Here is a 21,671-nt window from a genome sequence, read left to right as displayed (position 1 = left end):
GGGTCAGGATTAAATCGCCATTGATGATAACAAATTGATTTGTGTCTGTTTCGCCATATTATCGCGGTAATCAGCAACGCGGCTTGGCCAGTTGATTCCGGCTACCAGCGTCAGATTACGCAGTAGCGGAAATAGCTGAATATCATCTTCCGAAAGTTCTCCATTCACGGCGTTCGGTTTGACGATCAGTTTGTCCAGCGCACGCAAATCATCGCTGATATTCTTAATCAGACCGTCAGAGTGGGCCAGCAGGTCGGCAAAATTACCCGCGCTGGCCTCTTTCTTGTCGACGAAATATTTGCGCGCGGCGGGAGTAGAAAACTCATCAAATGCCGATTTGGCAAAACGCGGCAACAGCAGTTTGTTGGCGTAGCCATTGACCTTGCGCAGCCACTCTTCAATGGCAGGGGAACGTTTGCCGGTCAGTAACGGTTTGCCGTCGAGTTTATCGACATAGTGAACGATATCCATGCTTTCTGGCATATAGCGGCTGTCATCTTTTTGCAGAATGGGAACCTGTTTTTGACCGACCATCCGGGTGGGTGTTTCTGCGTCGTCGTTGAGCAGAACATGTAATTCGACGGGGATATTTTTCAGGCCGAAAATCATGCGGGCTTTGAGGCAGTAAGGGCAGTGATCGTAAATGTATAGCTTCACGTGACTCCTCCATTTGGCTGTCAGTTCACTTTCAGTATGGAGGAGTCAGGGGGGAGTATCAAATCAGGCGTCGCGTTCCAGCAAACGACGCGCGGCGCGTTTCTGACTAAACTGCCAACCCAGCGCAAGGAAAGTGAAGATGCCAATAATTCCCAGCATCATCCACGGAAGCTCTGGCTGGTGCGCCGATTTGCCCAGGTCAAACAGCCAGCCACCACCGATATAACCAATAGCGCCGCCAATCGCCAGACCCAGACGGCTAAACCCCATATAGCTGCCGCGAGCTCTTGCGTCCGCCAGCGAAGCACTTAAGGTTTCACGCGCAGGCTCGGCAATGATCGACCCGATATAAAACAGACAAATCAGGGTGAAAAGTTGTTGCAGGCCGCTGACCATGCCCACCGGCATCATGCTTAATGACATTATCAACAGCCCAGCCATCAACCGGTGTTCCAGACGAAAATGCTTTTCACTCCAGCGGGCGATAGGGTAGAGCAACGTTAACGACAGACACGCTTCAATGGCATACATCCATTTAACGGCAGAGGGCGCGCCAGCCACGTCGTTGACCATAATTGGCAGCATCACTTGTACAGCCAGCATGTAGTAACCCGCCAGCGTCAGGACATAGGTGACAAAACGCTTGTCACGCATCACGCGGGTCATGCCTTCGCGAACGGGCGTGCGTACGGTGGAGAGTTTCCATGCCGGTAACAACCACGCATTGAACGCCGCACACAGCACAAACAAAACGGCCCCTGTGGCGCAGACCAGGCGAAAGTCGTATTGCAACAGCCAGCTCCCCAACAATGCGCCAATGACCGCACCGGCACTGTCCTGCATCATCAACAGCGAGAAAAAACGACCACGTTGTTGTGGACGGATTAGTTTCACCACCAGCGCCGAACGCGGCGGATCAAACAACGTGCCGCCGAGTCCCGAGAGCAGGCATGAAAACCACAATAGCCACGGTTCGTGGGCGATACCCATTGTGGCGAATCCGGCGGCGCGCATCAGCATACCGGTAACAATCATCGGTTTGGCACCAAAGCGGTCGGCAATTGCGCCGCCGAAAATACCCAGACCTTGCTGAATAAACTGGCGTAGACCGAGAGCAATACCGACCATGACGGCGGCCCAGCCCATTTGATCAACGAAGCGGATAGAGATCAGCGGGAAGACAACAAAGAACCCCAGCACGACCAGCATATTATCGATGAGCAGGAAATATTTACCCAGGTTCCTCGCCTGCGATACGCGGGACATTTCCCCTCCCGGGAAATAAAAGATGAGCACTTTCTATTCTGCATTGCCGCTAAGACTTTTCCCATCACTTCGGGGACAATATTTTTTTATCAAAACGTCGCTTTGATAGAGAGTTTTTATCAAATATGTGAATAATGCAGAAAATGGCATTTTGGACTTTTCACAGGGTCTGGTTGCGCAGGTATAGTAATACTTACAGCGTATTAAAGACGTTACGGGAAGGAGTAGGTATAGAATGTTTGGCTATCGCAGTAACGTGCCAAAAGTGCGCTTAACCACAGACCGACTGGTCGTGCGTCTGGTGCATGATCGTGATGCCTGGCGTCTTGCGGATTATTACGCAGAGAATCGCCATTTCCTCAAGCCCTGGGAGCCAGTGCGCGACGAAAGCCACTGTTATCCATCAGGCTGGCAGGCCAGGCTGGGGATGATTAACGAATTTCATAAACAAGGTTCAGCTTTCTACTTTGGCTTATTCGACCCGGACGAAAAAGAGATTATTGGCGTTGCCAATTTTTCCAATGTTGTTCGTGGCTCTTTTCATGCCTGCTATCTCGGTTATTCGATTGGGCAAAAATGGCAGGGCAAAGGACTCATGTTTGAAGCCCTGACCGCAGCCATTCGTTATATGCAGCGCACCCAACATATTCATCGCATTATGGCTAATTATATGCCGCACAATAAACGCAGCGGTGATTTACTGGCGCGACTGGGTTTTGAAAAAGAAGGCTATGCGAAAGACTATCTGTTGATTGATGGACAATGGCGCGATCACGTACTGACGGCATTAACTACCCCAGACTGGACGCCCGGCCGCTAAGGAGAATCTCATGAAATATCAACTTACTGCCCTTGAAGCTCGCGTGATTGGTTGCTTGCTGGAAAAGCAGGTGACCACGCCGGAGCAATACCCGCTCTCAGTCAATGGTGTAGTCACGGCCTGTAATCAGAAAACGAACCGTGAACCGGTCATGAATCTGAGTGAATCTGAAGTGCAGGAGCAACTGGATAATCTGGTCAAACGCCATTATCTGCGCACGGTGAGTGGCTTTGGTAATCGGGTCACCAAATATGAACAACGTTTTTGTAATTCAGAATTTGGCGATCTGAAACTGAGCGCAGCGGAAGTGGCGTTAATCACCACGTTGTTATTGCGTGGTGCCCAGACGCCGGGTGAACTGCGCAGCCGCGCCGCGCGAATGTATGAATTCAGCGATATGGCGGAATTGGAGTCGACGCTGGAACAACTGGCAAATCGCGAAGATGGTCCTTTTGTGGTGCGTCTGGCCCGCGAACCGGGTAAACGCGAAAGCCGCTACATGCATCTTTTCAGTGGTGAGGTAGAGGATCAGCCGGCGGTAACGGATATGTCGAACGCGGTTGATGGTGATTTACAGGCCCGCGTCGAAGCCCTGGAAATCGAAGTGGCAGAACTGAAACAGCGTCTTGATTCGTTGCTGGCCCATCTGGGAGATTAAAGTGAAAAAATTACGTATCGGCGTTGTGGGATTAGGCGGCATTGCGCAAAAAGCGTGGTTACCGGTGCTGGCGGCAGCGTCTGACTGGATGTTACAAGGAGCCTGGTCGCCTACGCGCGCGAAAGCCCTGCCAATTTGTGAAAGCTGGCGCATTCCTTATGCCGATTCGTTATCCAGCCTTGCCGCCAGTTGCGATGCGGTTTTTGTGCATTCCAGCACCGCCAGCCACTTTGACGTGGTCAGTACGTTACTCAATGCGGGTGTACATGTCTGTGTCGATAAACCGCTGGCAGAAAATCTGCGCGATGCTGAACGGCTGGTGGAACTGGCGGCGCGGAAAAAACTGACGTTGATGGTCGGTTTTAACCGTCGTTTCGCACCACTCTACGGTGAGTTAAAAACGCAACTCGCTACCGCAGCTTCGCTAAGAATGGATAAACATCGTAGCAATAGTGTCGGGCCACACGATCTTTATTTCACGTTGCTGGATGATTATCTGCATGTGGTGGATACCGCGCTGTGGTTGTCGGGCGGCAAAGCCTCTCTGGATGGCGGTACGCTACTGACTAACGACGCTGGCGAAATGCTGTTTGCCGAGCACCATTTTTCGGCCGGTCCTTTGCAGATCACCACCTGTATGCATCGCCGTGCCGGAAGTCAGCGTGAAACCGTGCAGGCCGTGACTGACGGTGCGCTCATCGACATTACGGATATGCGCGAATGGCGTGAGGAGCGCGGGCAGGGCGTAGTGCATAAACCGATTCCTGGTTGGCAGAGCACTCTTGAACAACGTGGATTTGTCGGCTGTGCGCGGCACTTCATTGAATGTGTGCAAAATCAGACAGTTCCGCAAACCGCCGGCGAATAGGCCGTGCTGGCGCAACGTATCGTTGACAAGATCTGGCGCGATGCGATGAGTGAATAAACCCTGTAACATCTGGCGGTAGCAATTCACCATAATCCAGGTAGACTATTCGCCTCTTTCAGCGCCTGTCTTGCAGGCGTTTTGCCCGTTGGTCTGGATTAGAACACCGATGAATTTATTAAAATCGCTGGCCGCCGTCAGCTCGATGACCATGTTTTCGCGTGTGCTTGGCTTCGCACGAGACGCAATTGTCGCCAGAATCTTTGGCGCAGGGATGGCAACCGACGCCTTTTTCGTCGCTTTTAAACTTCCTAACTTGTTACGCCGTATCTTTGCCGAAGGGGCATTTTCCCAGGCATTTGTACCGATTCTGGCGGAATATAAAAGTAAGCAGGGTGAAGACGCCACGCGGGTCTTTGTCTCTTATGTTTCTGGCCTGCTGACACTTGCGCTGGCGGTTGTGACGGTCGCTGGCATGCTCGCCGCACCGTGGGTGATCATGGTGACCGCGCCAGGCTTCGCTGATACAGCTGACAAATTTGCCCTGACCAGCCAGCTACTAAAGATTACCTTTCCCTATATCTTGCTGATCTCCCTGGCGTCGCTGGTGGGAGCGATTCTGAATACGTGGAACCGCTTCTCGATTCCGGCGTTTGCGCCAACACTGCTTAACATCAGCATGATTGGTTTCGCGCTGTTTGCCGCACCGTACTTTAACCCACCGGTGCTGGCGCTGGCGTGGGCTGTTACGGTCGGCGGCATCCTGCAGCTGGTGTATCAGCTACCGCACCTGAAGAAGATCGGCATGCTGGTCCTGCCGCGCATTAACTTCCACGATGCCGGAGCAATGCGCGTGGTGAAACAGATGGGACCGGCGATCCTTGGCGTCTCTGTGAGCCAGATCTCCTTAATCATCAACACCATTTTTGCCTCGTTTCTTGCTTCCGGTTCGGTGTCTTGGATGTATTACGCCGACCGCTTAATGGAGTTTCCGTCCGGTGTGCTGGGCGTGGCGCTTGGCACCATTTTGCTGCCGTCGCTGTCGAAAAGTTTTGCCAGTGGCAATCATGATGAATACAACCGTTTGATGGACTGGGGGTTGCGTCTTTGTTTCCTGTTGGCGCTGCCGAGTGCGGTTGCGTTGGGCATTCTTTCAGGTCCGTTAACCGTTTCGCTGTTCCAGTACGGTAAATTTACCGCGTTTGATGCGCTGATGACCCAGCGGGCGTTAATTGCCTACTCGGTGGGTTTGATTGGCCTGATTGTAGTGAAAGTGTTGGCTCCTGGCTTTTATTCCCGCCAGGACATTAAAACGCCAGTGAAAATTGCCATCGTTACGCTGATTTTAACGCAATTGATGAACCTGGCGTTTATTGGTCCGTTGAAACATGCCGGGCTGTCACTTTCTATTGGTCTGGCGGCGTGTCTGAATGCTTCGCTGCTTTACTGGCAGTTGCGTAAGCAGAAAATCTTTACTCCGCAACCCGGCTGGATGGCGTTTCTGTTGCGTCTGGTGGTGGCGGTACTGGTGATGTCTGGCGTGCTTTTAGGTATGTTACATATCATGCCGGAGTGGTCATTGGGTACCATGCCCTGGCGCTTACTGCGTTTAATGGCGGTCGTGCTGGCGGGGATTGCCGCGTACTTCGCTGCACTGGCGGTACTGGGCTTCAAAGTTAAAGAATTTGCCCGCCGGACGGTGTAACAATGCATTCCGGCCTGCAGTGCAGGCGGAGATAATCTTCAGATCGAAATCTTTTTACCGCCGCGATGGGTTGTTGAGGTCTGACCGTTCGCCCCATATAGCGTCGGTTCCTGATGCGGTTTCAACATTTCCAGCGCCTGTTGATTGCGCTCAATCTGTCCTTCCAGTAACCAACCGTTATGTTGATTCATTTGGCGTAGTTGCTGCGTTTTCACAGTAATTTCCTGCCAGCGTTGACTAATATCAACGCTATTTGCTGTATTGGGTTCTTTCTTGCGTAACTGTTCGAGGTAATCCAGCGTCGCCAGCAGTGAGCTTTTTTGTTCTGTAATCCATTGCAACTGGCTGCCGTTGATCTGCCCCATAGAGAGATGTTGCTGCTCTTGATCCATTACCGTTTTGAGATCGTTAAGCACAGCGGACATCTGGTCAAGGATCTCTGCAAGACGTGTCATACGATCAGTTACTCTGCAAGTCTTGCTGAGCTTCGTTGATCAGCGCATCGGCAATTTTGCCGATGTCCATTTTTAGTTCACCGTTACGAATCGCCAGTTTTAACGCTTCGACACGTTCAAGATTGATATCACTGCTGCCGGGTTGCATCAGTTTTGCTTGCGCGTCGCTTAACGTCACACTGGTGCTGGTGCTGGTGCTGGTGCTGGTGCTGGTGGAGTCGGTTGTTTTTGCCGCCCGGGTGTTCGTTACCGGCGCGTCAGTGGTTTCGCGCGGTTGAACGGTGCTTACGGGATTCAGAGGCGAAGTGCGATCAATACTCATGGTTTATTCCTCATTGAGGGCGCTTTTATCATGTGTTGCTTATTTATCGGCAAGGGACGGGTAATCTTTAACAGCTTACAGGTTTATAAGAATATTCCCATCTGCATCAACAACGCCGCTGACCACCAGTCCCGATACCATGCGCATCCGCGCATTCTGTGCGACGGCTGCATTGTTCAGCGCCTGACCTTCTGCGTTGGCGCTAAACCCGTCACCGCTGGCGATCACGTTGACGCGTTGTCCCGCTTTTACCCGCCATGCCTGGCGAAAATGGGTTAATTGGATTGGTTGATCGGGTGATAGATCGCGTAGGCTAATGGCATCAACAAGTTGATTGATATCCAGCACCGTACGCGGTGGCAGGGTATCCAGTCGTCCGCGTTTTAGTTTGACATTGCCAGCTTCCAGCTTTCCTCCCCGCACAATGGGCATCGCGGCAACCACATAATTTCCTGTGGCCTGCACATTAACCTGTAAATATCGTTTGTCGTTACCGCAGCGTGCCAACACATTCACATTGCCCCACAGGCGGGAATTATTGCTCATCGAAAGCAATGGCTGCTCGCACGGCGGTAGTAGATTGGGTGCTGTACGAATAGAAACACGAACCTCATCACTTACCCCCACGAGCTGGGCGCTAAAAAAGGTGTGCAATTGCGATGTGAGATTGCTCGCCGCACTTAACGGACTGAACAGTATCGCGATGATCGCCACGCTACGTTTTATTGCCAGCATTTTCGCCCCCCAGCTATTTCTACAACGTGAATTGTACCCGTCCCCAATGGTCATCAACGGCATAAATAGCGACCCATTTTGCGTTTATTCCGCCGATAACGCGCGCGTAAAGGCATTTAAGCTGATGGCAGAATTTTGATACCTGCGGAGGAGATATGCTCGATAAGCTCGACGCCGCCTTACGTTTTCAACAAGAGGCGCTCAATCTGCGCGCCCAGCGTCAGGAAGTGCTGGCAGCAAACATCGCCAATGCCGATACCCTTGGTTATCAGGCGCGCGATATCGATTTTGCCAGTGAACTTAAAAAAGTCATGCAACGTGGACGGGATGCAACCAGTGTGGTTGCTCTGACGATGACCTCAACGCAACACATTCCGGCGCAGGCGCTGACGCCTCCTACCGCAGAACTGCAATACCAGATGAGCCTTAGTGCGTTGAGCGGGCAAATCAAAGGCATGATGAACGTTTTACAGAGCGGAAATTAACGGATGGCACTGCTGAATATTTTTGATATCGCCGGGTCGGCGTTAACTGCCCAGTCCCAGCGCCTGAACGTGGCGGCCAGTAATCTGGCGAATGCTGATAGCGTGACCGGTCCCGATGGACAGCCATATCGGGCAAAACAGGTGGTATTCCAGGTTAACGCTGCACCAGGTGCTGCGACAGGCGGCGTAAAGGTTGCCGATGTTATAGAAAGTCAGGCCCCGGACAAACTGGTTTATGAACCGGGTAATCCGCTGGCGGATGCAAAGGGCTACGTAAAAATGCCGAACGTTGATGTTGTCGGAGAGATGGTTAACACCATGTCGGCGTCACGCAGCTATCAGGCCAATGTTGAAGTGCTCAACACGGTGAAAAGCATGATGCTGAAAACCCTTACGCTCGGTCAATAAAGGAGAAAGCTATGTCCATTGCGGTAACCACCACCGATCCGACAAATACCGGCGTCAGTACCACCAGCAGTAGTTCGCTCACGGGCAGCAACGCCGCAGATTTACAAAGCAGTTTTCTGACTTTGCTGGTGGCGCAGCTGAAAAACCAGGACCCGACCAATCCAATGGAAAACAACGAGCTGACGTCGCAATTGGCACAAATCAGCACGGTCAGCGGGATTGAAAAACTCAATACCATGCTCGGATCTATTTCCGGACAGATTGATAACAGCCAGTCGTTACAGGCCAGTAACCTGATCGGTCACGGCGTGATGATCCCCGGCACAACTGTTCTTGCGGGAACCGGCAGTGAAGAAGGGGCTGTGACCACGACCACGCCGTTTGGTGTTGAGCTGCAACAGGCGGCAGACAAAGTTACGGCCACCATCACCGATAAAAATGGCGCGGTTGTGCGCACCATTGATATTGGTGAACTGACCGCCGGAGTTCACAGTTTCACCTGGGACGGTACGTTGACTGATGGCAGCACTGCGCCGAACGGTTCTTACAATGTAGCGATTACCGCCAGTAACGGTGGTACACAACTGGTTGCCCAGCCGCTGCAGTTTGCTCTGGTGCAGGGTGTGATCCGCGGCAACAGCGGTAATACGCTGGATCTCGGCACTTACGGCACCACCACCCTCGACGAAGTACGGCAGATAATTTAAGCCTTCACATTTCAGGAGTCAGTCATGGCCTTTTCTCAAGCGGTTAGCGGATTAAACGCTGCCGCCACTAACCTCGATGTTATTGGCAACAATATTGCCAACTCCGCCACCTACGGCTTTAAATCAGGCACGGCCTCTTTTGCCGATATGTTTGCCGGTTCGAAAGTGGGACTGGGGGTAAAAGTTGCCGGTATCACTCAGGACTTTACAGATGGCACGACCACCAACACCGGGCGAGGTCTGGACGTTGCTATCAGCCAGAACGGTTTTTTCCGTCTGGTAGACAGCAACGGTTCGGTGTTCTACAGCCGTAACGGACAATTTAAGCTGGATGAAAACCGTAACCTGGTGAATATGCAAGGTTTACAGCTGACGGGTTACCCGGCAACCGGTACGCCGCCGACTATTCAGCAAGGGGCGAATCCGACCAATATTTCGATCCCGAATACCCTGATGGCAGCGAAAACTACCACCACGGCGTCGATGCAGATCAACCTGAATTCCAGTGATCCGCTTCCTACTGTTACGCCATTCAGCGCCAGCAATGCGGATAGCTATAACAAAAAAGGTTCGGTGACTGTTTTCGACAGTCAGGGTAATGCTCATGACATGAGCGTCTACTTTGTGAAGACCGGGGATAATAACTGGCAGGTCTACACCCAGGATAGCAGTGATCCAAACAGCATTGCGAAGACAGCGACAACACTGGAATTTAATGCTAATGGCACATTAGTGGATGGTGCGATGGCGAATAATATCGCAACCGGCGCAATTAACGGTGCAGAACCCGCCACGTTTAGTCTGAGCTTCCTCAACTCCATGCAGCAAAATACCGGCGCTAACAATATTGTGGCAACCCCCCAGAACGGCTACAAACCGGGCGATCTGGTGAGTTATCAAATCAATGATGACGGTACGGTTGTCGGCAACTATTCCAACGAACAAACTCAACTGCTGGGGCAGATTGTACTGGCGAACTTTGCCAACAACGAAGGTCTGGCATCCGAAGGCGACAACGTCTGGTCTGCGACGCAATCTTCTGGCGTGGCGCTGTTGGGGACAGCCGGGACGGGAAACTTTGGCACCCTGACCAACGGTGCGCTGGAAGCGTCCAACGTCGATCTCAGTAAAGAACTGGTCAATATGATCGTTGCCCAGCGTAACTATCAGTCTAACGCCCAGACCATCAAAACCCAGGACCAGATCCTCAACACGCTGGTTAACTTACGCTAATCGCTGACGGGATAGCTCAATGGATCACGCAATTTATACTGCGATGGGAGCAGCCAGCCAGACGCTGAATCAACAGGCGGTAACCGCCAGTAATCTGGCCAATGCCTCTACGCCCGGTTTTCGCGCGCAGTTAAACGCCTTGCGCGCAGTGCCGGTGGAAGGGCTTTCACTGCCCACGCGCACGCTGGTAACGGCGTCAACACCGGGTGCAGACATGACGCCCGGCAAGATAGATTACACCTCGCGCCCGCTGGACGTTGCGTTGCAGCAGGATGGCTGGCTGGCCGTGCAGACCGCTGACGGCAGCGAAGGGTATACGCGTAATGGCAGCATTCAGGTTGATCCCACCGGGCAACTGACAATTCAGGGGCATCAGGTGATAGGCGAGGCGGGGCCAATTGCTGTGCCGGAAGGAGCGGAAATCACTATTGCTGCCGATGGCACAATCTCGGCGCTCAATCCGGGCGATCCGGCAAATACAGTTGCGCCAGTAGGGCGTCTGAAACTGGTGAAAGCCACGGGCAGCGAAGTGCAGCGCGGTGACGACGGCATTTTTCGTTTAAGCGCAGAAACCCAGGCCACGCGAGGGCCGGTACTGCAGGCAGATCCAACCTTGCGTGTGATGTCGGGGGTTCTGGAAGGCAGTAACGTCAATGCCGTTGCGGCAATGAGCGACATGATTGCCAGCGCGCGGCGTTTTGAAATGCAGATGAAGGTGATCAGCAGCGTCGATGATAACGCAGGCCGTGCCAACCAACTGCTGTCGATGAGTTAATTGAACGATTGATGACATTGCAATAAAAGCGCGCGGACTATTCCCTCGCCCCTTTGGGGAGAGGGTTAGAGTGAGGGGGAATTCACACTGTCGCGTGCTTCTGCTCTGCTTGTCACTAATCCACTACAGGACATTTTATGATCAGTTCATTATGGATCGCCAAAACGGGCCTTGACGCCCAGCAAACCAATATGGACGTCATTGCCAACAACCTGGCAAACGTCAGTACTAACGGTTTTAAGCGTCAGCGCGCGGTGTTTGAAGATCTGCTTTATCAAACCATTCGCCAGCCGGGGGCACAGTCTTCCGAACAAACCACCTTACCCTCCGGATTACAAATCGGCACGGGGGTACGCCCGGTCGCCACTGAACGCTTACACAGCCAGGGAAATCTGTCGCAGACCAACAACAGCAAAGATGTCGCGATTAAAGGGCAGGGCTTTTTCCAGGTGATGTTGCCAGATGGTTCATCAGCCTATACCCGTGACGGCTCTTTCCAGGTGGATCAGAACGGGCAGCTGGTGACGGCTGGTGGTTTTCAGGTGCAGCCAGCGATCACCATTCCGGCGAATGCGTTAAGTATCACCATCGGTCGTGATGGCGTGGTCAGCGTAACCCAACAAGGCCAGGCAGCTCCGGTTCAGGTTGGGCAGCTCAATCTCACCACCTTTATGAATGACACCGGGCTGGAGAGCATTGGCGAAAACCTCTACACCGAAACGCAATCCTCTGGTGCACCGAACGAAAGCACGCCGGGCCTGAACGGCGCGGGATTGCTGTATCAAGGGTATGTTGAAACGTCTAACGTCAACGTGGCGGAAGAACTGGTCAATATGATTCAGGTGCAACGCGCTTACGAAATCAACAGTAAAGCGGTGTCCACCACCGATCAGATGCAGCAAAAACTGACGCAACTCTAAGGCTTAACCGGTGGCAGGTTCACCGGTTTACTGATTTTTGAAGATGATAGCCATGCAAAAAAACGCTGCGCATACTTATGCCATTTCCAGCTTGTTGGTGCTTTCACTAACCGGCTGCGCCTGGATACCCTCCACGCCGCTGGTGCAGGGGGCGACCAGTGCACAACCGGTTCCCGGTCCGACGCCCGTCGCCAACGGTTCTATTTTCCAGTCTGCTCAGCCGATTAACTATGGCTATCAACCGCTGTTTGAAGATCGTCGACCACGCAATATTGGCGATACGCTGACCATCGTGTTGCAGGAGAACGTCAGCGCCAGCAAAAGCTCCTCTGCGAATGCCAGCCGTGACGGTAAAACTAATTTTGGCTTTGATACTGTGCCGCGCTATTTGCAGGGGCTGTTTGGTAACGCTCGTGCCGATGTCGAAGCCTCCGGTGGTAACACGTTCAACGGAAAGGGCGGGGCCAATGCCAGCAATACCTTTAGCGGCACGTTGACGGTGACGGTTGACCAGGTACTGGTCAACGGCAACCTGCATGTGGTGGGTGAAAAACAGATTGCCATTAATCAGGGTACCGAATTTATTCGCTTCTCTGGCGTGGTTAATCCACGCACTATCAGCGGCAGCAATACCGTACCGTCTACTCAGGTGGTGGATGCGCGCATTGAATACGTAGGCAATGGCTACATTAACGAAGCGCAAAATATGGGCTGGTTGCAGCGTTTCTTCCTTAACCTGTCGCCAATGTAAGTGAGGCTGTGGTGATTAAATTTCTCTCTGCATTAATTCTTCTACTGGTCACGACGGCGGCTCAGGCTGAGCGTATTCGCGATCTCACCAGTGTTCAGGGGGTAAGGCAAAACTCACTGATTGGCTATGGTCTGGTGGTGGGGCTGGATGGCACCGGTGACCAGACAACCCAGACGCCGTTTACCACACAAACGCTTAATAACATGCTCTCACAGCTGGGAATTACCGTTCCGACGGGCACCAATATGCAGCTAAAAAACGTCGCTGCGGTAATGGTGACAGCGTCACTTCCTCCGTTTGGACGTCAGGGGCAAACCATCGATGTGGTGGTTTCTTCCATGGGTAATGCCAAAAGCTTGCGTGGAGGTACGTTGTTGATGACACCGCTTAAGGGCGTTGACAGTCAGGTGTATGCGCTGGCGCAGGGCAATATTCTGGTTGGCGGCGCAGGAGCCTCCGCTGGCGGTAGCAGTGTTCAGGTTAACCAACTGAACGGTGGACGGATCACCAATGGTGCGGTTATTGAACGTGAATTGCCCAGCCAGTTTGGCGTCGGGAATACCCTTAATTTGCAACTTAACGACGAAGATTTCAGCATGGCGCAGCAAATCGCTGACACCATCAACCGCGTGCGTGGATATGGCAGCGCCACCGCGTTAGATGCGCGGACTATTCAGGTGCGCGTACCGAGTGGCAACAGTTCCCAGGTCCGCTTCCTTGCCGATATCCAGAATATGCAGGTTAATGTCACCCCGCAGGACGCTAAAGTAGTGATTAACTCGCGCACCGGTTCGGTGGTGATGAATCGCGAAGTGACCCTCGACAGCTGCGCGGTAGCGCAGGGGAATCTCTCAGTAACAGTTAATCGTCAGGCCAATGTCAGCCAGCCAGATACACCGTTTGGTGGTGGACAGACTGTGGTTACTCCACAAACGCAGATCGATTTACGCCAGAGCGGCGGTTCGCTGCAAAGCGTACGTTCCAGCGCCAGGCTCAATAACGTGGTGCGCGCGCTCAATGCGCTGGGCGCTACGCCGATGGATCTGATGTCCATACTGCAATCAATGCAAAGTGCGGGATGTCTGCGGGCAAAACTGGAAATCATCTGATGATCAGCGATAGCAAACTACTGGCAAGTGCGGCCTGGGATGCGCAATCACTCAACGAACTAAAGGCGAAAGCGGGCGAAGATCCGGCGGCAAATATCCGTCCGGTGGCCCGTCAGGTGGAAGGGATGTTCGTGCAGATGATGTTGAAAAGCATGCGCGACGCTTTACCAAAAGATGGCCTGTTCAGCAGCGAGCACACTCGCCTGTATACCAGTATGTATGACCAGCAGATTGCCCAACAGATGACGGCGGGCAAAGGTCTGGGGCTTGCAGAGATGATGGTTAAACAGATGACGCCAGAACAACCATTGCCAGAGGAGTCCACGCCAGCAGCACCGATGAAATTCCCGCTCGAAACTGTGGTGCGTTATCAAAATCAGGCGCTTTCGCAGCTGGTGCAAAAGGCCGTGCCACGTAACTACGATGATTCGCTGCCGGGTGACAGTAAAGCATTCCTCGCGCAACTCTCGCTGCCCGCCCAACTGGCAAGCCAGCAAAGCGGTGTGCCACATCATTTGATCCTCGCTCAGGCGGCGCTGGAATCTGGTTGGGGGCAACGGCAAATCCGCCGCGAAAACGGCGAGCCGAGCTATAACCTGTTTGGTGTCAAAGCCTCTGGCAACTGGAAAGGGCCAGTTACTGAAATCACCACGACTGAATATGAAAACGGCGAAGCGAAGAAAGTAAAAGCGAAGTTTCGGGTCTACAGCTCGTATCTGGAAGCATAGTCGGATTACGTTGGGCTGTTAACGCGTAACCCGCGCTACGCCGCCGTGACCACCGCCACGAGTGCGGAGCAGGGGGCGCAGGCCCTACAGGACGCGGGCTATGCCACCGATCCTCACTATGCCCGCAAACTCACCAACATGATTCAGCAGATGAAATCGATAAGCGACAAGGTGAGCAAAACCTACAGTATGAACATTGATAATCTGTTTTGAATAACTCAAGTCCGGCGGGTCGCTGCCGATAATACTCTGTAATTGAAGGCTTATAAGGAACCTCCATGTCCAGCTTGATTAATAACGCCATGAGCGGACTGAACGCGGCCCAGGCGGCGTTAAATACGGCAAGTAATAATATCTCCAGCTATAACGTTGCCGGATATACCCGCCAAACCACTATTATGGCGCAGGCCAATAGCACGTTGGGCGCTGGCGGCTGGGTTGGCAATGGTGTCTACGTTTCTGGTGTGCAGCGTGAGTATGATGCGTTTATCACCAACCAGTTACGTGCGGCGCAGACGCAAAGTAGCGGCCTGACTGCCCGCTATGAGCAGATGTCGAAAATCGACAATATGCTCTCCACCAGTACCTCTTCGCTGGCAACACAGATGCAGGATTTCTTCACCAGCCTGCAAACGCTGGTGAGTAACGCGGAAGACCCGGCAGCGCGCCAGGCGCTGATTGGGAAATCAGAAGGGTTGGTGAATCAGTTTAAAACCACCGATCAGTATCTTCGCGACCAGGACAAACAGGTCAATATCGCGATAGGTGCCAGCGTTGATCAGATCAACAATTACGCTAAACAAATCGCCAGCCTGAACGACCAAATCTCCCGCCTGACAGGCGTGGGGGCAGGGGCGTCACCTAACAATCTGCTGGATCAACGCGATCAACTGGTGAGCGAATTAAACCAGATTGTTGGTGTAGAAGTCAGCGTTCAGGATGGCGGCACTTATAACATCACGATGGCCAATGGTTACTCACTGGTTCAGGGAAGTACGGCGCGGCAACTGGCGGCAGTTCCTTCCAGCGCCGACCCTTCTCGTACGACTGTCGCTTACGTTGATGGGACGGCAGGCAATATTGAGATCCCGGAGAAATTACTGAATACCGGGTCGCTGGGCGGCATTCTGACATTCCGTTCTCAGGATCTGGACCAGACGCGTAATACGCTTGGACAACTGGCGCTGGCATTTGCTGAGGCTTTCAACACCCAACACAAAGCCGGATTTGATGCCAACGGCGATGCTGGTGAAGATTTCTTTGCTATCGGTAAGCCCGCGGTTTTGCAAAACACGAAAAACAAAGGTGACGTTGCGATCGGTGCCACGGTAACTGATGCCTCCGCGGTACTGGCGACAGATTACAAAATCTCGTTCGATAATAATCAGTGGCAGGTCACCCGCCTTGCCAGCAATACCACTTTTACGGTGACGCCGGATGCCAACGGTAAAGTGGCATTTGATGGTCTGGAGTTGACGTTTACAGGAACGCCTGCCGTTAACGACAGCTTCACGCTGAAACCAGTAAGTGACGCCATCGTCAACATGGATGTATTAATCACCGACGAAGCGAAAATAGCGATGGCGAGCGAAAAAGATGCGGGTGATAGCGATAACCGCAACGGTCAGGCCCTGCTGGATCTGCAAAGCAACAGTAAAACGGTGGGCGGTGCGAAATCCTTTAACGACGCTTATGCCTCGTTAGTGAGTGATATCGGTAATAAAACCGCGACGTTGAAAACCAGTAGCGCCACGCAAGGTAATGTGGTGACGCAGCTTTCCAATCAGCAGCAGTCTATCTCTGGCGTCAATCTCGACGAAGAGTACGGAAATCTGCAACGTTTTCAGCAGTATTACCTGGCGAATGCGCAGGTTCTGCAGACGGCAAACGCGATTTTTGATGCGCTGATTAACATTCGCTAAGGGGAGATAAGATGCGTTTCAGTACCCAGATGATGTACCAGCAAAACATGCGTGGCATCACCAATTCTCAGGCGGAATGGATGAAGTACGGCGAGCAGATGTCGACAGGTAAGCGAGTCGTTAACCCTTCTGACGATCCCATTGCAGCATCACAAGCCGTAGTTCTCTCCCAGGCACAGGCGCAAAACAGCCAGTACACGCTGGCGCGTACTTTCGCCATTCAAAAAGTGTCACTGGAAGAGAGTGTACTTAGCCAGGTCACCACTGCTATCCAGAATGCTCAGGAAAAAATTGTCTACGCCAGCAATGGCACCTTGAGTGACGATGACCGGGCCTCGCTGGCTACGGATATTCAGGGGCTTCGTGACCAGTTGCTGAATCTGGCGAACACCACTGACGGTAACGGGCGCTACATTTTTGCCGGTTATAAAACAGAGACTGCGCCGTTTAGCGAAGAGAAAGGGAAATACGTCGGTGGAGCAGAAAGTATTAAGCAACAGGTCGATGCTTCGCGTTCGATGGTGATAGGGCACACGGGTGACAAAATTTTCGACAGTATTACCAGCAACGCAGTTGCGGAGCCAGACGGTAGCGCTTCTGAAACCAATCTTTTTGCCATGCTGGATAGCGCCATCGCAGCCCTGAAAACGCCGGTCGCGGATAGCGAAGCGGATAAAGAAATCGCCGCTGCGGCATTGGATAAAACCAACCGTGGACTGAAAAACTCGCTGAATAATGTCCTTGCCGTTCGCGCGGAATTAGGCACGCAGCTGAACGAACTGGAGTCGCTGGATTCCTTAGGTAGCGATCGCGCTTTAGGGCAAACGCAGCAGATGAGCGATCTGGTTGATGTGGACTGGAATGCAACTATTTCATCTTACATCATGCAGCAAACGGCATTGCAGGCATCGTATAAAGCATTTACCGATATGCAGGGATTGTCACTCTTCCAGCTCAACAAATAAGCTCGCTTTAAAACATATCATGAAACTGGGTATGTTTTGTCTGCCCGCTCAGGGATCGCCGGGGCGGGCATTTTTTTTGCCTATTTTGCATTGTTGGTTAGCAAGGATGCCATTTGATGAATTTTAATATGTTGATTCAAACATGAAATAAAAAAGCCCTGGCAGTTACCAGGGCTTGATTACTTTGAGCTAATTATTACTCAACAGGTTGCGGACGCGCAGGAGCGGCAGAGGCATGATGCGTTGCCGTATGACCACCTGCGGCACCTTTACCTTCGAAGGCAAAAGTAGGGCGCTGCCAGTCACTGTGATGCGGTGCCTCCGGAACATATTCCGGTGCCGGAGCGCGCGTCATTGGCGCGGTAGCGTGGTTATGCTCAACGGTGATCTCTGGTTCAACCGCGGCTACCGTTTCAACTTCTGCTGCGACTTCAGCGACGACTGGCGCGGCAGGTTGAGCAACAACTTCAGGTTCTGCAACCACAACCTCAGCAGTTTCGGCAACTTCTTCAATATCTGCCGTCTCTTCCTGCGGTTCAACCACCGGTTCTGCGTGTTCTGCAACTTCCTGGGCTACGGCAACATCAGACTCGGTAATCACCTGCGGCTGTTCAGTTACCGCGGCGGCAATCACTTCAGGATGCGTCGTTTCAACCACTTCCGGTTGCGGTTCGGCAACCGGTACGGGGGCTTCTACGACTTCAGCCATTTCTTCAACAACTGGCGCGCTAACAACCGGTTCGACAGCGGCGGCGACAGGGACCTCAGTCACCATCGGCTGCACTTGTACTTCTTCCTGTTCGCGCTGCTCTTCAACTTGTACATCTTGCGGACGTACAATTGGATAGCGGATCCAGACTTTGCCAGAGGCCAGTTCCGGAGACGCGCACGCTACGGTCAACGGCATTGGCGACTGGGTTGGATAACGCTCGTCACGATAGCGACGACGACGCTGACCACTCACGCGCAGGTGACGAGGCGAGCGGCGAGAACGACGCGGCATGCCACCGTTGTCACGGTTATCAGCATTGTTCTCTTCTTGCTGTTCTGGTGCAGTTTGCGCTACGACTGGCAGCGGGACTTTTACCAGTTCTGTGCGTGGAGCTGGAGCTTCCTGAACAATTGGTTCGGCAGCGGCAGTTTCTTCAACCACCGGTGCGACTACCGCTTCTTCGGCTACGCTTTGCTCGTAACGCACTTTCTGATTGAGCTGACGCTGTTTACGACGCGGCTGAACCGGACGTACACGTTCTTCCTGTTCGGTTTCCTGAACAGATTGCTCTTCAACATTCAGCGCCTTCGCTTCTTGTTGCGCCTGACGTTTATCATCGTTACGGCGGCGGCTACGTTCACGACGCGGCGCTTGCTGCTCGTCGGTGGTACGTGCTTTTTCCGTTACCTCAGCTTGCTGACGGCTCTCACGCGTCTCGGCAGTCTGCTGCTGTGCCTGGCGACGATTACGACGGTTTTCTTCGCGATTATCGCTGCCTTCAGTACGTTCACTACGGGTGTCGCGGCGCTCATTACGGTCACGGCGGTTGTTCTGACGAGGCTTGCGACGATCCTGTTGACGTTCCGGTTTCGCTTCTGCTTTCGGTGCTGGTTGCTCGGTCGGTTTGGTTTCTTCACTACCGCTGAACAGCGCTTTCAGTGCGCCGAAGAAGCGGCTCAACAGCCCAGGTTGTGCAGGAGCTGCTGGTGTTGCCGGTGCAGCTTTCGGTGCTGGAGCTACAACAGGCGCGGCAGGTTCAGCTGGCGTTGGCGCTGGCGGCACATCCGGCATGGCAAAGGTTGCCAGCGCAGGTTGTTCCGGACGCTTACGTTCAGCGAACTCTTCTTCAGACGGCAGCGCCATCGCTTCTTCATGCAGCTTCGGCAGCATGTAGCTTAAGGTTGGGGTTTCTTCCCCTTTACGCACGCGCAGCACGTGGTAGTGCGGGGTTTCCATCTGATCGTTTGGCACAATCACGCAGCGCACACCGTCCTGACGAGTTTCAATGGCATTTACCGCAGAACGTTTTTCATTCAGCAGGTAAGAAGCGATTGGTACAGGAACAATGGCGTGAACTTCCTGGGTGTTCTCTTTCAGCGCTTCTTCTTCGATCAGACGCAGAATAGAGAGCGACAGCGATTCGTTGTCACGCACGGTGCCAGTACCAGAACAACGCGGACAAACGTGATGACTGGATTCACCCAGTGATGGGCTCAGGCGCTGACGGGACATTTCCAGCAGGCCAAAGCGAGAAATATGGCTGATTTGAATACGCGCACGGTCCTGACGCACCGCTTCACGCAGACGGTTTTCTACCGCACGCTGGTGGCGTACAGGCGTCATGTCGATGAAGTCGATAACAATCAGGCCGCCGAGGTCACGCAGGCGCAGCTGACGAGCAATCTCATCGGCAGCTTCGAGGTTGGTGTTAAACGCGGTTTCTTCGATATCGCCGCCGCGGGTCGCGCGTGCGGAGTTGATGTCGATGGCAGTTAACGCTTCGGTACTGTCGATAACAATCGAACCACCGGACGGCAGACGGACTTCACGCTGGAAGGCGGACTCGATCTGCGACTCGATCTGGTAGTGGCTGAACAGCGGGATCTCGCCGGTGTACAGTTTGATTTTGCTGCTGAAATCCGGGCGACCTAATGCAGCGATATGCTGACGTGCCAGTTCGAGCACTTTCGGGTTATCGATAAGGATTTCGCCGATGTCCTGGCGTAAGTAATCGCGGAAAGCGCGAACGATTACGTTGCTCTCCTGATGAATCAGGAACGGGGCCGGGCGGCTTTCAGCGGCTTTTTTGATGGCTTCCCAGTGTTTCAGACGGAAGCTTAAATCCCATTGCAGCGCCTCAGCAGATTTGCCGACGCCAGCGGTGCGCACGATAAGCCCCATGCCTTCCGGCAGTTCAAGGCTTGCCAGTGCTTCTTTTAATTCGGTACGGTCGTCGCCTTCGATACGGCGAGAAATGCCACCCGCGCGCGGGTTGTTCGGCATCAGAACCAGATAGCTACCCGCCAGACTGATAAAGGTGGTTAATGCCGCGCCTTTGTTGCCGCGCTCTTCTTTATCGATCTGAACAATGACTTCCTGACCTTCACGCAACACATCTTTAATGTTGGGACGACCATGAGCACTGTAGTTAGCAGGGAAATATTCGCGGGCAATTTCTTTTAGTGGGAGGAAACCGTGACGTTCAGCGCCGTAATCAACAAAAGCAGCTTCCAGACTCGGTTCAATGCGGGTGATTTTACCTTTGTAGATGTTTGCCTTTTTCTGCTCGTGCCCTGGACTTTCGATATCCAGGTCATACAGACGCTGCCCATCTACAAGGGCAACGCGCAACTCTTCCTGCTGAGTTGCGTTGATTAACATTCTTTTCATCGTAACTTACTCATTATTCTTACATTGACGACTAAGCTGCGGGCAAAGTAACGCCTTTCCGGGTGTGAACCGATGGCCTCGTGTCTAGTCGCGTCGCCAACCTCACGGTTATCGTCAGCTCAAAGAGGCGCAGAGTGTCGGTTGCCCGTTTTTCATGCGGAAAAACAGCGCAATTATCAAAGAAACAGACTGGGTATTACTCTCCAGAAATATTTCCATCTACCGGTAAGGACTGCAACCCGCAGCCCGCTAACTGCCTGAAAGATCAATACGTCTTACGCCATTGCTGCGTGGATGATCGGTCGGGCAAAATGGGTTATTCCGTAAAATTTCTTGTTTTAACAAGGATGGACACGGAAACGGCTTCATTATTCCACTGCAAGCCTTGTTATAGCAAGATGACTTTTACCATTTATCACCCGCTTACTCACAGTTTTTATATGAACGCATCCCGTTTGCAAGGCATCCATTGTTTTGACATGACGGGTAGGTTGCAGCTTTATATCCGGCTTTATTGCAGCCGTAACGCTGCGAGCCCCTATGTAATTCGCCGACTCACCCCTTATTTTCACGGCGGACTTCAAGCCCAAAATACTGTTCAGGTTTAGTGAGTCACGGTCTTACCTGTCTTTGTCATCACTCTGGCCGCCATAGCAACCTTTCAGCATTCACCCTTTTGTTAAGAGTTCATTGTTTAATGGTATCAGCGATTAATATGGTCTGATACTGACGTGGTTCCTGTCATACTTACGGTCATGGGCGGTTATCGCCCATACTGTTCGTGCCAGCTTGTTTGCCATGGC

Annotated in this window: 20 protein-coding genes and 1 pseudogene; 15 read left to right on the top strand and 6 right to left on the bottom strand. The window is 52.8% G+C overall.

Annotated elements, in window-relative coordinates; all coding sequences use genetic code 11:
• Positions 1-9 precede the first annotated feature (9 nt).
• Both grxB and mdtH read right to left on the bottom strand, forming a co-directional pair.
• A complete protein-coding gene (gene grxB / locus BHE85_RS16720) occupies positions 10-657 on the bottom strand; it encodes a glutaredoxin 2 (RefSeq protein WP_000780912.1) in 648 nt (215 codons plus the stop codon).
• Between the two features lie 63 nt (positions 658-720).
• The gene (gene mdtH, locus BHE85_RS16715) at positions 721-1,923 is read right to left on the bottom strand and encodes a multidrug efflux MFS transporter MdtH (protein WP_000092216.1); all 1,203 of its coding nucleotides are present in this window, start codon (positions 1,921-1,923) and stop codon (positions 721-723) included.
• Between the two features lie 235 nt (positions 1,924-2,158).
• On the opposite strand from mdtH, the gene rimJ reads away from it, so the two are divergent.
• The 4 genes from rimJ to murJ all read left to right on the top strand — a co-directional run bounded on the left by rimJ (position 2,159) and on the right by murJ (position 5,971).
• On the top strand, positions 2,159-2,743 hold the full coding sequence (gene rimJ / locus BHE85_RS16710) for a ribosomal protein S5-alanine N-acetyltransferase (RefSeq protein ID WP_000468186.1): 585 nt from the start codon (positions 2,159-2,161) through the stop codon (positions 2,741-2,743).
• Positions 2,744-2,753: 10 nt separating this feature from the next.
• On the top strand, positions 2,754-3,401 hold the full coding sequence (locus BHE85_RS16705; RefSeq protein ID WP_000877097.1) for a YceH family protein: 648 nt from the start codon (positions 2,754-2,756) through the stop codon (positions 3,399-3,401).
• Position 3,402: 1 nt separating this feature from the next.
• Positions 3,403-4,269: a Gfo/Idh/MocA family protein gene (locus BHE85_RS16700; protein WP_000736124.1), complete on the top strand. Its 867-nt coding sequence runs from the start codon at positions 3,403-3,405 to the stop codon at positions 4,267-4,269.
• 166 nt (positions 4,270-4,435) lie between these two features.
• Entirely contained in the window at positions 4,436-5,971 is a 1,536-nt protein-coding gene (gene murJ / locus BHE85_RS16695) for a murein biosynthesis integral membrane protein MurJ (RefSeq protein ID WP_001050672.1), read from the top strand.
• Between the two features lie 38 nt (positions 5,972-6,009).
• Here the strand turns inward: murJ and flgN are convergent, their stop codons facing one another.
• From flgN to flgA, 3 genes are all read right to left on the bottom strand, one after another.
• Positions 6,010-6,426, bottom strand: a complete 417-nt coding sequence (flgN, locus tag BHE85_RS16690) for a flagella biosynthesis chaperone FlgN (protein WP_000197340.1) — start codon at positions 6,424-6,426, stop codon at positions 6,010-6,012.
• A 4-nt stretch (positions 6,427-6,430) separates the two neighbouring features.
• Positions 6,431-6,748 carry a flagellar biosynthesis anti-sigma factor FlgM gene (gene flgM, locus BHE85_RS16685; RefSeq protein ID WP_000020901.1) on the bottom strand — a complete coding sequence of 106 codons (318 nt, stop codon included), beginning with the start codon at positions 6,746-6,748 and terminating at the stop codon, positions 6,431-6,433.
• 75 nt (positions 6,749-6,823) lie between these two features.
• A complete protein-coding gene (flgA, locus tag BHE85_RS16680) occupies positions 6,824-7,483 on the bottom strand; it encodes a flagellar basal body P-ring formation chaperone FlgA (RefSeq protein WP_000879691.1) in 660 nt (219 codons plus the stop codon).
• A 155-nt stretch (positions 7,484-7,638) separates the two neighbouring features.
• Between flgA and flgB the strand changes: the two genes are divergently transcribed.
• The 11 genes and pseudogenes from flgB (at position 7,639) to flgL (ending at position 17,486) form a co-directional block, all read left to right on the top strand.
• Complete coding sequence (flgB, locus tag BHE85_RS16670) at positions 7,639-7,968, top strand: flagellar basal body rod protein FlgB (RefSeq protein WP_000884690.1); 330 nt, start codon at positions 7,639-7,641, stop codon at positions 7,966-7,968.
• A gap of 3 nt (positions 7,969-7,971) precedes the next feature.
• On the top strand, positions 7,972-8,376 hold the full coding sequence (flgC, locus tag BHE85_RS16665; protein ID WP_001196460.1) for a flagellar basal body rod protein FlgC: 405 nt from the start codon (positions 7,972-7,974) through the stop codon (positions 8,374-8,376).
• 11 nt (positions 8,377-8,387) lie between these two features.
• The gene (flgD, locus tag BHE85_RS16660; RefSeq protein WP_000020460.1) at positions 8,388-9,083 is read left to right on the top strand and encodes a flagellar hook assembly protein FlgD; all 696 of its coding nucleotides are present in this window, start codon (positions 8,388-8,390) and stop codon (positions 9,081-9,083) included.
• A gap of 24 nt (positions 9,084-9,107) precedes the next feature.
• Positions 9,108-10,316 (top strand): flagellar hook protein FlgE, encoded by a 1,209-nt coding sequence (gene flgE, locus BHE85_RS16655; protein WP_000885871.1) that lies wholly within the window; start codon positions 9,108-9,110, stop codon positions 10,314-10,316.
• A 19-nt stretch (positions 10,317-10,335) separates the two neighbouring features.
• A complete protein-coding gene (flgF, locus tag BHE85_RS16650; protein ID WP_000349290.1) occupies positions 10,336-11,091 on the top strand; it encodes a flagellar basal-body rod protein FlgF in 756 nt (251 codons plus the stop codon).
• A 137-nt stretch (positions 11,092-11,228) separates the two neighbouring features.
• Positions 11,229-12,011: a flagellar basal-body rod protein FlgG gene (gene flgG, locus BHE85_RS16645; RefSeq protein ID WP_000625839.1), complete on the top strand. Its 783-nt coding sequence runs from the start codon at positions 11,229-11,231 to the stop codon at positions 12,009-12,011.
• Between the two features lie 52 nt (positions 12,012-12,063).
• Entirely contained in the window at positions 12,064-12,762 is a 699-nt protein-coding gene (locus tag BHE85_RS16640; protein ID WP_005006961.1) for a flagellar basal body L-ring protein FlgH, read from the top strand.
• Between the two features lie 11 nt (positions 12,763-12,773).
• Positions 12,774-13,871 carry a flagellar basal body P-ring protein FlgI gene (gene flgI / locus BHE85_RS16635; protein WP_000589324.1) on the top strand — a complete coding sequence of 366 codons (1,098 nt, stop codon included), beginning with the start codon at positions 12,774-12,776 and terminating at the stop codon, positions 13,869-13,871.
• Positions 13,871-14,812 (top strand): annotated as a pseudogene (flgJ, locus tag BHE85_RS16630) (flagellar assembly peptidoglycan hydrolase FlgJ). The gene flgI and the pseudogene flgJ overlap by 1 nt, the downstream one beginning before the upstream one ends.
• 65 nt (positions 14,813-14,877) lie before the next feature.
• Positions 14,878-16,521 (top strand): flagellar hook-associated protein FlgK, encoded by a 1,644-nt coding sequence (gene flgK / locus BHE85_RS16625; RefSeq protein WP_000096481.1) that lies wholly within the window; start codon positions 14,878-14,880, stop codon positions 16,519-16,521.
• A gap of 11 nt (positions 16,522-16,532) precedes the next feature.
• Positions 16,533-17,486: a flagellar hook-associated protein FlgL gene (gene flgL / locus BHE85_RS16620; protein WP_001212751.1), complete on the top strand. Its 954-nt coding sequence runs from the start codon at positions 16,533-16,535 to the stop codon at positions 17,484-17,486.
• A 196-nt stretch (positions 17,487-17,682) separates the two neighbouring features.
• Here the strand turns inward: flgL and rne are convergent, their stop codons facing one another.
• Positions 17,683-20,868: a ribonuclease E gene (gene rne / locus BHE85_RS16615; RefSeq protein ID WP_000827369.1), complete on the bottom strand. Its 3,186-nt coding sequence runs from the start codon at positions 20,866-20,868 to the stop codon at positions 17,683-17,685.
• Positions 20,869-21,671 lie beyond the last annotated feature (803 nt).

It is taken from the genome of Shigella sp. FC1567, from assembly GCF_001743015.1.
Classification (GTDB): domain Bacteria; phylum Pseudomonadota; class Gammaproteobacteria; order Enterobacterales; family Enterobacteriaceae; genus Escherichia; species Escherichia coli.
Note: the sequence above shows the minus strand (reverse complement) of the source record. Positions and strands in the feature narration are given on the sequence as shown.